The organism is Clostridium sp. AWRP (assembly GCF_004006395.2).
Taxonomy (GTDB): Bacteria; Bacillota; Clostridia; order Clostridiales; family Clostridiaceae; genus Clostridium_B.
In genome coordinates this window covers 4,171,329-4,186,757 of record NZ_CP029758.2, presented here as the reverse complement: position 1 = coordinate 4,186,757, position 15,429 = coordinate 4,171,329, and the positions used below count along the sequence as shown (strand labels likewise).

Annotated in this window: 14 protein-coding genes; 13 read left to right on the top strand and 1 reads right to left on the bottom strand. The window is 31.9% G+C overall.

Going from position 1 to position 15,429, the window contains the following annotated elements:
• Positions 1–20 precede the first annotated feature (20 nt).
• From DMR38_RS19515 to smpB, 13 genes are all read left to right on the top strand, one after another.
• Complete coding sequence (locus tag DMR38_RS19515) at positions 21–650, top strand: N-acetylmuramoyl-L-alanine amidase (protein ID WP_243124374.1); 630 nt, start codon at positions 21–23, stop codon at positions 648–650.
• A 369-nt stretch (positions 651–1,019) separates the two neighbouring features.
• Complete coding sequence (gene trmL / locus DMR38_RS19510) at positions 1,020–1,487, top strand: tRNA (uridine(34)/cytosine(34)/5-carboxymethylaminomethyluridine(34)-2'-O)-methyltransferase TrmL (RefSeq protein ID WP_127723155.1); 468 nt, start codon at positions 1,020–1,022, stop codon at positions 1,485–1,487.
• Between the two features lie 10 nt (positions 1,488–1,497).
• The gene (locus DMR38_RS19505; protein ID WP_127723153.1) at positions 1,498–2,337 is read left to right on the top strand and encodes a DegV family protein; all 840 of its coding nucleotides are present in this window, start codon (positions 1,498–1,500) and stop codon (positions 2,335–2,337) included.
• A 168-nt stretch (positions 2,338–2,505) separates the two neighbouring features.
• Positions 2,506–3,867 carry an RNA polymerase factor sigma-54 gene (gene rpoN / locus DMR38_RS19500; RefSeq protein WP_175413147.1) on the top strand — a complete coding sequence of 454 codons (1,362 nt, stop codon included), beginning with the start codon at positions 2,506–2,508 and terminating at the stop codon, positions 3,865–3,867.
• A gap of 134 nt (positions 3,868–4,001) precedes the next feature.
• Positions 4,002–5,027 carry a sugar-binding domain-containing protein gene (locus DMR38_RS19495; protein ID WP_127723149.1) on the top strand — a complete coding sequence of 342 codons (1,026 nt, stop codon included), beginning with the start codon at positions 4,002–4,004 and terminating at the stop codon, positions 5,025–5,027.
• Between the two features lie 51 nt (positions 5,028–5,078).
• Positions 5,079–6,086, top strand: coding sequence for a type I glyceraldehyde-3-phosphate dehydrogenase (gene gap / locus DMR38_RS19490; protein ID WP_063555151.1), 1,008 nt, complete (start codon positions 5,079–5,081; stop codon positions 6,084–6,086).
• A 120-nt stretch (positions 6,087–6,206) separates the two neighbouring features.
• A complete protein-coding gene (locus tag DMR38_RS22450; protein ID WP_127723147.1) occupies positions 6,207–7,403 on the top strand; it encodes a phosphoglycerate kinase in 1,197 nt (398 codons plus the stop codon).
• 21 nt (positions 7,404–7,424) lie between these two features.
• Positions 7,425–8,171, top strand: coding sequence for a triose-phosphate isomerase (gene tpiA / locus DMR38_RS22445; RefSeq protein ID WP_127723145.1), 747 nt, complete (start codon positions 7,425–7,427; stop codon positions 8,169–8,171).
• A gap of 25 nt (positions 8,172–8,196) precedes the next feature.
• Complete coding sequence (gene gpmI / locus DMR38_RS19475) at positions 8,197–9,732, top strand: 2,3-bisphosphoglycerate-independent phosphoglycerate mutase (protein WP_127723143.1); 1,536 nt, start codon at positions 8,197–8,199, stop codon at positions 9,730–9,732.
• A gap of 94 nt (positions 9,733–9,826) precedes the next feature.
• Entirely contained in the window at positions 9,827–11,125 is a 1,299-nt protein-coding gene (gene eno, locus DMR38_RS19470; RefSeq protein WP_127723141.1) for a phosphopyruvate hydratase, read from the top strand.
• A 119-nt stretch (positions 11,126–11,244) separates the two neighbouring features.
• Positions 11,245–11,478, top strand: coding sequence for a preprotein translocase subunit SecG (gene secG, locus DMR38_RS19465; protein ID WP_127723139.1), 234 nt, complete (start codon positions 11,245–11,247; stop codon positions 11,476–11,478).
• 125 nt (positions 11,479–11,603) lie between these two features.
• The gene (rnr, locus tag DMR38_RS19460) at positions 11,604–13,742 is read left to right on the top strand and encodes a ribonuclease R (RefSeq protein WP_127723137.1); all 2,139 of its coding nucleotides are present in this window, start codon (positions 11,604–11,606) and stop codon (positions 13,740–13,742) included.
• Positions 13,743–13,775: 33 nt separating this feature from the next.
• Positions 13,776–14,249: an SsrA-binding protein SmpB gene (gene smpB / locus DMR38_RS19455; protein WP_013240506.1), complete on the top strand. Its 474-nt coding sequence runs from the start codon at positions 13,776–13,778 to the stop codon at positions 14,247–14,249.
• A 77-nt stretch (positions 14,250–14,326) separates the two neighbouring features.
• Here smpB and DMR38_RS19450 read toward each other — a convergent pair whose 3' ends face one another.
• Positions 14,327–15,424: an endospore germination permease gene (locus tag DMR38_RS19450; protein WP_127723135.1), complete on the bottom strand. Its 1,098-nt coding sequence runs from the start codon at positions 15,422–15,424 to the stop codon at positions 14,327–14,329.
• Positions 15,425–15,429: the final 5 nt, after the last annotated feature.

Sequence of the window (15,429 nt, the reverse complement as noted above, 5' to 3'; positions counted from 1 at the left end):
TCGGAAAAAATATTAAAATATTGAATGAAGTTAACTCTATGAAAGTAGCTGCATCTCCTGTAGTTAAAATGTCAAATAATCATAGTTCATCTAAAAAGTATCGTATAGTACTTGACCCTGGTCACGGAGGAATAGATAGAGGGACAAGCTATGGAAATATGAGTGAAAAGGACTTAACTTTAAAGATAGCAAAGTATGCTCAGTTTTACTTAAAGAGTCAGGGAGATGTAGTATTTTTGACTCGTGATAAGGACAAGCTAGTACCACTTAAAGAAATAGGTAACAAAACGAATTCTTCTCATGCAGATGTTTTTGTTTCAATTCACGTAAATTCTTTAAATGATAAAAATTTTAATGGAATAACTGCATTATATTATGATGTAAATGGATATCAAAAATCTGAAAGGATAAGATTAGCAAAAACAATAGAAAGTCAGGCAGTAAAAAATGATGGTTGGGAAAGTAAGGGCATAAGAAGACAAAATCTAGCAGTACTAAGATATAGCAAAATACCTGGAGTGCTTATGGAATGTGGATTTATAACTAATGCTGAGGATAGAAAAAGGTTGTCGAATGAGGATGTATTAAAAAGACTTGCAAAAAATATTTCAGATGGCATAATAAAGTATTTAAATGAAAATGCTCAATGATCGTCAATGTAGGTATTACTAAGCAAAAAATCAACCTTATATTACGGATATTTTTACAATATTTAAAAGAACTTCATTATTGTAAAAATATGACTGTGTATAAGTTAATTTTCAAGATATAAATCCCTCAGTGCTTCTAAGACAATTGGATGTGGAATAAAATATAGAAAAAATACTATTGAAAAGTTAATCTTAAATAATCCACAACTGTGGATAGATTCTACAGAGATTGTCAATTAAAGGTATGCTCTTTACTGAAACATCAATATGGAGTAATATATTTAATAGGACTTTTGAACTAATGAGTGTAGAAGCTTAAAGAAATTATTATTTATATTTTATATGCTGTTAATAGAGGAGGAAATAAAATTGAGTTTAAATATAGTGTTATTTCAGCCTGAAATACCACAAAATACTGGAAACATTGCTAGAACATGTGTACTTACAGGATCCAAGCTCCATCTGATAAAACCTTTAGGTTTTAGTTTAGATGAAAAACATTTGAGAAGGGCAGGTCTTGACTATTGGAAGTACCTAGATTTAACTTTATATGATTCTTATGAAGAGCTTAGAGAAAAATATAAAGATGGTACTTTTTATTTTTCTACCACTCATGGGAAAAACTTTTATCATGAAGCAAAATTTAAAGACGGGGACTTTATAGTATTTGGAAGGGAAACCTGTGGTTTGCCAGATGAAATAAGAGATAGTGACCCTGAAAAATGTATAAGAGTTCCTATGATAAAAACAAGTACTCGTTCCTTAAATTTATCTAATACTGTAGCAATAGTTGCCTATGAGGCGTTAAGGCAGATAGATTTTCCCGATATGAAATAAGGAGTAAGTTATGGAAAAAATAAAGATAATAACAGATAGTACAGCAGATTTACCTGAATATATATTAAAAAAGTATGATGTAGAAGTACTTCCTCTTATTATTAATTTTGGTGAAGAATCCTATAGAGATGGAATTGATATAGATACTTATTCACTTTTTAATAAAATGGAAAATAGCAATATTTTTCCTGCAACGGCTCAAGTAAATCCACAGGTGTTTTTGGATTGTTATAATTCTTATATAAAAAAGGGGTACAAAATAATTTCTATTCATCTTTCATCAAAAATGAGTGGTACTTATCAATCTGCATGTATTGCCAAAGAAACCCTTAAATCAGATGATATAGTTGTAATAGATAGTATGAATGTAACTTCTGGACTAGGAATTCAAGTTATTAAGGCGGCAAAATTAAAAGAAGCAGGACTTGGGATAAAAGAAATAGAAAAAGAAGTTAAGAAAATTTCTCCCCATATAAAAAGTACTCTTGCTTTTAACAGCTTAGATAACCTTGTGAGGGGAGGGCGTCTTTCTAAAACATCTGGAGTTATAGGAAACATTTTAGGGATAAAGATAATAGTCGAAGTAAAAGATGGAGAAATGTCAGTAGTTGACAAGGTAAGAGGAAGTAAGAGAATTCTTAGAAGTATGTTAGCTTACCTTGATCAGAAAGGAATAAAAAGTGGTGAAGATTTGATATTACTTCATGTAGGAGAAGTGGATATATTGGATCCTCTGAGGGAAAACTTAAATGAGAAAAAATTAGATTTCATAGAATGTGAAGTAGGATGTACAGTTGGGGTGCATTCGGGCTCAGGAGCTTGTGGAGTATTTTTTGTAGAGGATTATTAAGATATATAAAGTCTGCAATTTGTAATTTAAGAATTGTAAAGTACTATATATATTACGAATTGCAGAAAAAATAAACAAAATAAAGTTTTTTACAGCTTCATGATATAATAAAATAAAGAGGCTGTTTTTTTAGTAAAATGTGAGAATAGGAGGTATATAAAAATGAACATGGATTTTGGACTTAATTTAACTCAAGAACAAAAATTAATCATGACTCAGCAAATGCAATTGTCCATAAAAATGCTTCAGATGTCAAGTTTTGAACTTCAGGAATATATAGAAAAAGAATTTCAACAAAACCCTGTCCTTGATGTTAAGGAACCGGATTCTACTGAGATAGAAAAAGACAAATTGGATTATAAGGAAATTATAAAGAGTCTTAATTCAAATAATTTTAGTCATCAAAGCTATCACAAAAGTGATGAAGAAGAAGTGTCTCCTTTTAACTTTATTTCTCACAAAAAGTCCTTAAAGGAATATTTAAAAGAGGAAATAATGGACTTAAATGAAAAGGATTACGTTAAATCTATATGTTCCTATATTATAGAAAATATAGATCATAGAGGATATTTAGTTATAGAAGAAGGAGAAATAGAAGAAGATCTTAAAATTTCAACAAAACTTGTAAAGTACTGTATAGATATAATTCAAACTTTAGAACCTTATGGAATAGGTGCTAGGAATTTATCCGAATGTCTGAGGATACAGGCAACACAGAGAAGAATAGATGATGAAAATATATTTATAATAATAGATAAATATTTAGAGTTAATTGCGGAAAATAAGTATACTGTTATAGCAAAGAATATGGGGATAAATGTAAAGCAGGCTCAGGAATATGGTGATATTATAAAAACTTTCGATCCAAAACCTTCTAGAGGATTTTATACAGGAGAAGATGTAAAATATATAATTCCAGATGCTTATATAGAAAAAATTGGAGACAAATATTATATAATTATGAATGATGATTTAACGCCAAGACTCATCATAAATTCAGCATATAAAGATATAGTTGAAAATCATGAGGACAAAGAAGCTGCAGATTATGTAAAAGAAAAATTAAACAGTGCAGTATTTCTTATAAAAAGTATACAACACAGAAAAAGTACTATATATAAGGTATTACAAAAAATATTGGATTTGCAAAGGGATTATTTTGACTATGGTGAAAGATATTTAAAACCAATGACCTTAAAGGATATAGCAAGTAGCATGGACATGCATGAATCTACGATAAGCAGGGCTATAAGGGATAAATATATATATACAAGTAGGGGAACAATAAAAATAAAGGACTTATTTACTACAGGGATATCAAAAGGGTTTGCTGGAGAAGATGTGTCTGTATTAATTATTAAAAAGAGTATTGAAAAAATAATAAATGAAGAAGACAAGAAAAAACCTTTGTCTGACCAACAAATATGTGATTTAGTTAATGAACAAGATATGAATATTTCTAGAAGAACTGTAGCAAAATATAGGGAGGAGATGGGCATAAAATCATCAAAAGGGAGAAGAAGATTTTAATATTCTCCCTAATATTTATAATTGTTGTTAAATTTTTTTCATATTTCTATTTAAAAAATCGTTCATATGTTTTATAATATAGGTGGGACAATTAATAATGCAGCGGGACGTATTTTGACCAGGGAGGTACAGCAGTGGAAGATGTACTTAAATTTGAGCAGAGAATAGTACCTGAATTAGTAAAACTATTAGAGAAAAGATATAACATTTTAAGGACTATATACTATAACCAACCTGTGGGAAGGAGAGTATTAGCCAATAACCTAGGCATAGGTGAGAGAATTGTTAGAACTGAAATAAACTTTCTTAAAGCTCAAGGCTTTATTGAAATAAACACTCCTGGCATGACTATAACGTCGGATGGAGAAGAAATTATAAACAAACTTAAGGATTTTATACACGAATTAAGAGGATTGTCTAAGATTGAGGAATTTATGAAGGATAATTTAGATTTAGAAAATATCATAATTGTTCCAGGAAATTGTGATGAAGATATAACTGTGCTAAATGAAATAGGAAGAGCTGCTGCAAGTTATCTTAAGAATGTGTTAAAAAGCAATGATGTCATTGCAATTACTGGTGGATCCACTATAAAAGAAGTAATTGATAATATGCCTAAAGTTTCTAACATAAAGGACATATTAGTTGTGCCAGCTAGAGGTGGCATGGGCAAAAATGTTGAAACTCAAGCCAATACCCTATCGGCTAGATTAGCAGAAAAATTAGAAGGTACTTATAAATTACTTCATGTTCCTGACAATTTAAGTGGCAATGCGTTAAAGGCAATTATTGAGGAAAAAGATATACAGGATATATTAAAAAATATATCAAATGCAAATATACTTATGTATGGTGTAGGAATGGCTTGTAAAATGGCAAAAAGAAGAGGATTACCAGAAGAAAAGATAAATAAGATCCAGGAAGATGGAGCAGTAGGAGAAGCTTTTGGATGTTACTTTGATAGAAATGGAAATGTAGTATATTCTACTCCAAGCATAGGAATAGTAAATGAAGAAATAGGTAAAATAGAGATATTGATGGCTGTAGCTGGAGGAAGCAGTAAGGCTGAGGCTATTCTTGCTACAGTAAGAAATAATCATAATGGCATCCTTATTACAGATGAAGGTGCTGCTAGGGAAATTGTTAAATTCATAAAGTAAACACAATATATTATGTTAAAATAAATATTTAATTTTTAGGAGGAATTATAAATGGTTAAGGTTGGAATTAATGGTTTTGGAAGAATAGGAAGGAATGTATTTAAAGCATTAGTAAAGAGATATGCTAATGAATTACAGGTTGTAGGTATCAATGATTTAACTGATGCAAAAACATTAGCTCACTTATTAAAATATGATTCTTTATATGGTAGATTTGATGGAACTGTAGAAGCAAAAGAAAATTCTATAGTTGTAAATGGAAATGAAATAAAAATATTTGCAGAAAGAGATCCTAAAAATATAGATTGGAATTCATTAGGTGCAGAAATAGTTATAGAATCCACTGGACTTTTCACAGATGCTACAAAAGCCAATGCACATTTGGGAGGATCAGTTAAAAAGGTTCTTATATCTGCTCCAGCTAAGAACGAAGATGCAACAATAGTTATGGGAGTTAACGAAGAAACGTATGATGCTTCTAAACATAATATAATTTCAAATGCATCATGTACTACAAACTGTCTTGCACCATTTGCTAAAATATTAGATAGAGAATTTAAGATAGTAAAGGGACTTATGACTACAGTACATTCATATACTGGAGACCAAAGACTTTTAGATGCTCCTCATAGAGATATGAGAAGAGCTAGAGCAGCTTGTGAATCTATGATTCCAACTACTACAGGAGCAGCAAAGGCAGTTGCACTTGTACTTCCTCAGTTAAAGGGAAAATTAAATGGATTTTCTCTTAGAGTACCTACACCTACAGTATCATGCACAGATTTAGTTGCAGAACTTTCAAGAGATGTAACAGTAGAAGAAGTAAATGCAGCATTCAAAAAAGCTGCTGAAACTGATATGAAAGGAATATTAGGATACAGTGATGAACCTTTGGTATCTGTAGATTATAGAGGAGATGAAAGATCTTCTATAGTAGATGGACTTTCAACTATGGCTATAGGTGGAAACATGGTTAAAGTTGTTGCTTGGTATGATAACGAATTTGGATATTCAAATAGACTAGCAGATTTAACTAAATACGTTGCCGACAGACTATAATATTATAGGGCCTGGTTTTGTAGTTTTGGCTATGAGGCCGGGCTTTTTTACTACAATAATTTTAAAATCAGTTGTATAATGTTACCGTGAAATAAATTTATAAAGGAGTTGGGAACAGATATGGCTTTTAATAAAAAGACAATTGAGGATGTAGATGTAAGTGGAAAAAGAGTACTTGTTAGATGTGATTTTAATGTTCCACTAAAAGATGGAAAGATAACAGATGAGAATAGGATTATCGGTGCACTTCCAACTATACAATATTTACTTGAGAAAAATGCAAAGGTTATACTTTGCTCACATCTTGGAAAACCAAAGGGAGAGCCAAAACCAGAAATGTCACTGCTTCCAGTTTCAAAAAGGCTTTCAGAACTTTTAAAAAAAGAAGTTGTATTTGCAGCAGATGATGTGGTAGTAGGAGAAAATGCTAGGACTGCAGTTAAGAATATGAAAAATGGAGATGTAGTCCTTCTTGAAAACACAAGATATAGAAAAGAAGAAACTAAAAATGAAGACAATTTTTCAAAAGAACTTGCATCCCTTGCTGAAATATTTGTAAATGATGCTTTTGGTTCAGCTCATAGAGCACACTGTTCTACTGTGGGAGTTGCTAAATTTTTGGATACTGCCGTATGTGGGTACTTAATTCAAAAAGAACTTAAATTTTTAGGAAATGCAGTAGAAGACCCAACAAGACCATTTATTGCTATATTAGGTGGTGCTAAGGTTTCTGATAAAATTAATGTAATAAATAATTTGCTTGAAAAGGTAGATACCCTTATAATTGGAGGAGGAATGAGTTATACTTTTTCAAAAGCTGAAGGTCACTCTATAGGAACTTCTCTGCTAGAAGAGGATAAATTGGAGTATGCCAGACAGATGATAGGTAAGGCAAAAGCCCAAGGAGTAAAGTTACTTTTACCTATAGATACTGTAATAGCAGATAAATTTGATGCAAATGCAAACCCTATAGTTACAGATGGAGTAGATATAAAAGATGGTTATATGGGACTTGATATTGGACCAAAAACCTCTAAGCTATATGAAGAAGCTATAAAAGATGCAAAAACTGTAGTATGGAATGGACCTATGGGAGTATTTGAGTTTGAAAACTTTGCCAAGGGTACTTTTGCTGTAGCTAAAGCAATGGCTGAATCTAAAGCAACTACAATCATAGGTGGTGGAGATAGCGCTGCAGCTGTAAATCAACTTGGTTTTGGAGATAAGATGACCCATATATCTACAGGCGGAGGAGCTTCTCTTGAGTTCTTAGAGGGAAAAGAGCTGCCAGGAATAGCAGCTTTAAATGATAAATAGAAATAAGGGGAGGTAATTTATATGAGAAAGGCAATAATAGCTGGAAATTGGAAAATGAATAAAACTGTAACTGAAGCACTGAAGTTAGTTGAAGAGTTAAAACCTCTAGTAAGTGATGCGAAATGCGATGTAGTTGTATGTCCTCCTTATGTTTGTTTAGATGCAGTTGTCAAAGCAGTAAAGGGAAGTAACATAAAAGTAGGAGCACAAAATATGCACTATGAAGAAAATGGAGCGTATACTGGAGAAGTAGCTCCTAATATGCTTAAGGATATTGGAATAGATTTTGTAATAATTGGGCACAGTGAAAGAAGACAATATTTCAATGAGACAGACGAGTCAATTAATAAAAAAGTGAAAAAAGCTTTTGCATACGATATAAACCCTATAGTTTGTTGTGGAGAGACTTTAGAAGAAAGAGAATCAGATGTAACAGAAGAAGTTTTAGGGAAACAGATAAAGATTGATCTTGCAGGACTTGAAAAAAGTCAGGTGGAAAAATTAGTTGTGGCATACGAACCAATATGGGCTATAGGTACGGGAAAAACTGCTACAGACAAACAGGCAAATGATACTATAGCTTATATTAGAAGTGTAATTGCCAAAATGTATGGCAGGGAAACAGCGGAGAAAACAAGAATTCAATATGGTGGTTCTGTGAAACCGGCTACAATTAAAGCTCAGATGGCACAGTCAGATATAGATGGAGCGTTAGTTGGAGGAGCCAGCTTAAAGTCAGAAGACTTTGCAAAAATAGTTAATTACTAAATTTTATTGTATTTTGGAGGAAAAGATGAAAAAGAAACCAGTAATGCTTATGATATTAGATGGTTTTGGAATATCTGAAAAAACAGAGGGAAATGCAATTAAAGCAGCCCATAAACCTAATTTTGATAAATACTATAAAAATTATCCTCATACTGAGTTAGGAGCTAGTGGATTAAGTGTAGGTCTTCCAGAAGGACAGATGGGCAATTCTGAAGTTGGACATCTAAATATAGGTGCAGGAAGAATTGTGTATCAAGCACTGACTAGAATTACAAAGTCCATAGAAGAAAGGGATTTTTTCAAAAATGAAGCTCTAAATAAAGCTATGGATAACTGTCTTAAAAATAATTCATCCCTCCATCTTTTGGGACTTTTATCACCAGGTGGTGTACATTCTCACACGGACCATTTGAAAGGACTTCTTAAATTAGCCAAGGAAAAAGGTCTAGAGGACGTATATATTCATGCTTTTACTGATGGAAGAGATGTACCTCCTTCTTCTGCTGGATCCTATATAAAAGATATGGAAAGTTACATAAAGCAAATAGGAATTGGAGAGATAGCAACAGTATCGGGAAGGTACTATGCTATGGACAGAGACAATAGATGGGAAAGGGTGGAGCTTGCATATAATGCACTTGTATATGGTCAAGGGAAAAAAGCAAAGAGTGCCCTGGAAGCAGTTCAAAATTCCTATGAAGAGGGTAAGACCGATGAATTTATAATTCCAACAGTAATTGAAGAACGTGGAAATCCAATTGCTACTATAAAAGATGAAGATTCTGTAATATTTTTTAATTTTAGACCTGATAGGGCAAGACAGCTTACACGAGCTATAAATGATAAGGTGTTTAAAGGATTTAAAAGAAATAATTTAAATATTGAGTTTGTAACTATGACACAATATGATTCTACTCTGGAAAATGTGGATGTAGCCTTTAAAAATCAACTACATAAAAATACATTGGGAGAGTATCTCAGTAGTAAAGGAAAGAGACAACTTAGAATAGCAGAAACTGAGAAATATGCTCATGTAACTTTTTTCTTTAATGGTGGAGTTGAAAAACCAAATGAAAATGAAGATAGAGATCTCATTCCTTCACCTAAAGTTGCCACTTATGATTTAAAGCCAGAAATGAGTGCTAGAGAGGTAACAAGTGAAGTATTAAATGAATTAAATCAAGATAAATATGATACTATAATATTAAATTTTGCTAATCCTGATATGGTAGGTCATACAGGAAAATTTGAGGCTGCAAAAAAAGCAGTAGAAGCAGTAGATGAATGTTTGGGTAAGATTGTAGATGAAGTTTTAGAAAAGGATGGAATAGTATTTATAACAGCAGATCATGGAAATTGTGAGCAAATGACAAATTATTCTACAGGAAATCCTATGACAGCACATACTACAAATGAAGTACCATTTTTATTTGTATCAAATAACTCAAAACCTTTGAGACAAGATGGCATATTAGCAGATATTTCTCCTACAATACTTGATGTTATGGGACTAGAAAAGCCTTCAGAAATGACAGGTAAAAGTCTCATATTAAAAGATTAAACTTAACTAGCTGATTTTTTAAATATGTATATAAAATTAAAATAAGAAATGAAGGGAGTGAAAAAACCGTTGTTTTACATAGCGGTTAGAATTTATGAAAAATTATATAGAAATAGTAGATGTAATGGCAAGACAAATCCTTGATTCAAGATCAAATCCAACTGTAGAGGTAGAGGTTGTATTAGAAGATGGAACTGTAGGCAGATCAGCAGTACCTTCTGGCGCATCTACAGGAGCATTTGAAGCTGTAGAACTTAGGGATGGAGATACTGAAAAATATAAGGGAAAAGGTGTTTTGAAGGCTATTGACAATATAAATAATTACGTAGCAGAAGAACTTATAGGAATGAATGTATTTGATCAAGTGCTTATAGACAAGACAATGATAGAACTTGATGGCACAAAAAATAAGGCTAAGTTAGGTGCTAATGCTACATTAGGTGTATCACTTGCTTGTGCAAGAGCAGCTGCTGAATATTTGGGACTAAGCTTATATCAATATATAGGTGGAGTAAACGCAAAAGTTCTTCCAGTTCCAATGATGAACATACTAAATGGTGGAAAACATGCTGATAATAATGTAGATCTTCAGGAATTTATGATAATGCCTGCAGGCGCTCCAAGTTTTAGTGAAGCTCTTAGAATGAGTTCTGAAGTTTACCACACATTGAAGTCACTTTTGAAATCCAAGAGTTATGACACTGGTGTAGGTGATGAAGGTGGATTTGCTCCAAATCTAAAATCAAATGAAGAGGCTATACAGGTAATAGTTGAAGCTATAGAAAAGGCTGGATATACTCCAGGAAAAGATATATTTATAGCATTAGATCCTGCTTCATCAGAATTTTATGAAGATGGAAAATACAATTTAAATGGAGAAGGCAAAGTTTTAACTCCTGCAGAAATGGTAGATTTCTATGTAGATATTGCAAACAAATATCCTATAATCTCCTTAGAAGATGGTATGGCAGAAGAAGATTGGGAAGGATGGGCATTATTAACTGAAAAGCTAGGAGATAAAATTCAGTTAGTAGGCGATGACCTCTTTGTAACTAATACAGAAAGATTGAAAAAAGGTATAGATAAAAAAGTTGCCAATTCTATACTTATAAAATTAAACCAAATAGGAACTCTTACAGAGACATTAAATGCTATAGAGATGGCAGAGAGAGCAGGCTATACTGCAGTTGTATCACATAGGTCAGGTGAGACAGAAGATACTACAATAGCTGATTTAGTAGTAGCAGTAAATGCAGGACAGATTAAAACTGGTGCACCAGCAAGAAGTGAAAGAGTTGCAAAGTATAATCAACTTCTAAGAATAGAAGAAGAACTAGGAGAAGTAGCTGAGTACAGAGGATTAGATGCATTTTACAATCTAAACAGAAAGTAAAAAGGGCCCGGTGTAAAAACACCGGGTTTTTAAAAAATAGTAAATTGAAATTATTAGATACATATGTTAATATAGTATATGTGTTAATTTAAAATGCAATATGTAGGAGGAAATTACCTATGCACATTTTTTTAGTAATTTTACAACTGATAATTGGAATTATGCTTGTAGCAGTTGTGCTGATACAGCCAGGTAAAACTAATGGGTTGAGTGGACTTATATCTGGTGGATCAGGTGAAAGCTTTTATTCAAGAAATAAATCAAGGACTTCAGAAGCAATGTTAGTAAGAATGACTGTTATACTAGCTATACTATTTGCAATTATATGTGTAGTGCAAAATTTCATAAAGTAATTTAGATAGCAGTTTGTATAAATAGGGTATATGTTGCTCTATTTATTTTTTTATAAATAAATAATCTGGGTAATATTGAATATTTTTACCATATTTAAGTTAAGATAATAGTAGGTGGTGAAAAAATGAATATAAAAGAAGTAATTATAAATTTTATGGAAGAGCAGGCTTATAAGCCTATGAATATAAGAGAATTAGAGGGTATATTTTCTGTAACAAAGGCTGAAGCAAAAGATTTTAAAAAGGTATTGGATGATTTGGAAAAGGAAGGATTGGTAGTTAAAACACGCAGAAAAAGATATGGAATACCGGATAGAATGGGACTTGTAACAGGCAAGTTTCAAGGACATCAAAAAGGATATGGTTTTGTTATACCAGAGAATGAAGGAGCAGATGTATTTGTACCATCTTCCTATTTAAATGGCGCCATGAATGGTGATAAAGTAGTAGTAAAAATAACGAAAATGGAAGATAAGGGTAAAAAATGTGAAGGGGAAATTATAAGAGTATTAGAAAGAGCCAATAAAGTAGTTATAGGCACGTTTGAAGACAGTACAAATTTTGGATTTGTGGTACCAGAAGAAAAGCGAATATATCAAGATATATTTATACCTAAGGAATGTAGAAAAAATGCTCAAACAGGTGATGTGGTAGTTGCAGAAATAACTGAGTGGCCTGAAAAAAGAAGAAATCCAGAGGGGAAGATAATAAACATATTAGGCAAAAAAGGAGAAAAGGGCATAGACATATTGACCATAATAAAAAAGAATAATTTACCGGAAGAGTTTCCTATAAAAGTTCAGCAATATGTTGAAAATATACCTGAAGAAATTCCAAAAGAAGAGTATGATAGAAGAACTGATTTAAGGGATTTACTTACAGTTACAATAGATGGAGAAGATGCTAAGGATCTAGATGATGCTATATCCTTAAGTAAATTGCCAAATGGAAATTACTCTCTAGGTGTCCATATAGCCGACGTATCCAACTATGTAAGGGAGAAAAATCCATTAGATAAAGAGGCATTAAAGAGAGGAACTTCTGTTTATCTTATAGATAGAGTTATACCTATGCTTCCTAAGAAACTTTCAAATGGTATTTGTAGTTTAAATCCTAATACGGATAGACTAACATTGAGTTGTCTCATGGAAATAGATAAAACTGGCAAAGTAGTACAGCATAATGTTGTGGAAAGTGTAATTAGAAGCAATGAGAGGATGACTTATACTGACGTAACAAAGATACTAAGAGATAAAGATGCTGAGACTATGGAAAAGTATAGTTATTTAGTGGATACATTTAATTTGATGGAAGAGTTGTGTAAAATTTTAAATAAAAGGAGAATGACAAGAGGAGCTATAGATTTTGACTTTCAAGAATGCAAGATAATTTTAGATGACTTAGGTGTGCCTGTAAAGATTGAGCCTTATGAAAGAGGAATATCTAACAGGATAATAGAAGAGTTTATGTTAGTGTGTAATGAAACTATAGCTGAGCATATGTTTTGGACCAATTTACCTTTTGTATATAGGATACATGAAGACCCTGATGAGGAAAAATTAATGCATTTTAATGAGTTTGTACATAATTTAGGATATGTGATAAAATGGGGACAGGAAGTCCATCCTAAAGCATTACAGGATATTGTAGAAAAGGTAAAAGGTAAAAAAGAAGAGATTGTAGTGAGTACTTTGCTGCTCCGTTCTATGAAACAGGCCAGATATTCATCGGAGTGTGTGGGCCATTTTGGGTTGGCAGCTAGATACTACTGCCATTTTACATCGCCTATAAGAAGATACCCTGACTTAATTATTCATAGAATTATTAAAGAATTTATAAACGGCAGGTTAACTGATAATAGAATAAAAACATTGGTAAAAGAAGTAGACTATGCTGCAAAACAATCTTCTGAAATGGAAAGAGTTGCTCAAGACGCTGAAAGAGAAGTAGATGATCTTAAAAAGGCGGAATATATGAGTAAAAGAATAGGGGAAGAATTTGAAGGAATAATATCTTCAGTTACTAATTTCGGAATGTTTGTAGAACTTCCAAATACGATAGAAGGATTAGTTCACATGAGTACTTTGGAAGATGACTACTATGTATATGATGAAAAACATTTAAGCCTTGTAGGGGAGAGAAATAGAAACATTTATAAATTAGGTGATGAGATAAAAATTCGAGTATTAAAAGTTGATATGTTCGCTCATGAGATATATTTTGAAGTGGTAAAGGAAATAGATGATGAAGAAAATGGGGACTAGGTAAACAGACGTTATGAAAGGGGATGGGATGCTTTGACTAATAAAAAGTCTAGTAATAAGACTCTTGCAGAAAATAGAAAGGCAAGGCATGATTATTTTATTGAAGAATCCATGGAAGCTGGAATAGAACTGGTTGGAACAGAAGTTAAATCTATAAGAGCAGGTAAATGTAACTTAAAAGATAGCTATGCTGAAATAAGAAATGGTGAGATATTTATATGTAATATGCATATTAGTCCTTATGAACAAGGAAATATTTTTAATAAGGATCCCTTAAGAAATAGAAAATTACTTCTTCATAAAAATGAGATAATTAAATTGCAGCAATATACAGCCCAACAGGGATATACTCTTGTGCCAATGTCTCTTTATCTTAAATATGGTAGGGTAAAAGTAAATTTAGCAGTAGCAAAGGGAAAGAAAAACTACGATAAAAGAAATACAATGCTGGAGAGAGCTGCTAAAAGAGATATAGACAGGCAAATGAAAGAAAGATCTAAATATTAGATAAAATAGTTAAAAGGTCATATTGTAGTCAATATGACCTTTTGATATACACGTAATATGTTAAATGTTATTTAGTATTATTCTTTGGATATCCATTTCTTTATTAAAAATACAAATAGTAATGAAATAGGTACTATTAATCCGTATGTAATACTAAAAGGTGTCCATATAAAATTAACCCAATTTGCTTGATATATAGTATCTGGAAAAACAACCTCTGACATTACTAATACAATAAGTCCAAACGGCATAACTATCTTTTTATAGTTTTGTAGTTTAAGCAATTCCGAAAGTCCTATTATGCCTGCATAAAAAAAGGATATACCTATTATAAATAGTGTAACAATCCACACAGCAGCAATTATAAATTCTAGTCTTGTGAATACAATGCCAACATTTATTTCTTTGGCAAGTAAATATGTAGGATACTGTTCTTTGGCAGTTATTCCACTTCCAAGCACCAGTATAGACATAAAATTTGTGATAAAAATCATAAATGCACCCCACAAATAACCTTTGAAAAGTGACTTTTTACCTTCCGATATAGTATTAAGGTTAATAGGATATATCATCATTAGAGTGATTAAAGGAAATGTTAAAAAACATGATAAAAATACTGAACTCTTTAGGATTGGAATAATGCCATTTTCAAATACAGGTTGAATATTTTCTATTTTTGCATTTGGCAAAACAAGAATCATTGCTAAAAAAAATAGAATTGAAGTAAAATATATGATTATCTCAGAAGTACGTGCAAATGTTTCTAGTCCATATAATAAAGCTATCACAACGGCTATCACAAATAGTGAATTTATAATATATGCTGGTGTTTGTGGCATAACTTGAGTAGTTATAAAGTTGTCAATATACCATGGCAGATGATAAGCAATTGTTAAATAGAAGAATACAACATTACCTGCAACAATTAAGCCAATCCATTTTCCAAATATTTTTTTTATTATTCCAACTAATGTCATGTCAGGATACTGACTGCCCAGAAAACAATACATCCATATTATAGGTATACCAAATGCAGGAGTAAGTAATGATGTAATCCATGCATCTTGTTTTGCTATGCTTGCTATTAGAGCAGGAATAACAAGAACAGGACCTCCAAATGTAATACTGGTGGTTAATGAAAAAAGTTGATGATTTGTAATTTTTATTCTATCCATGTCAC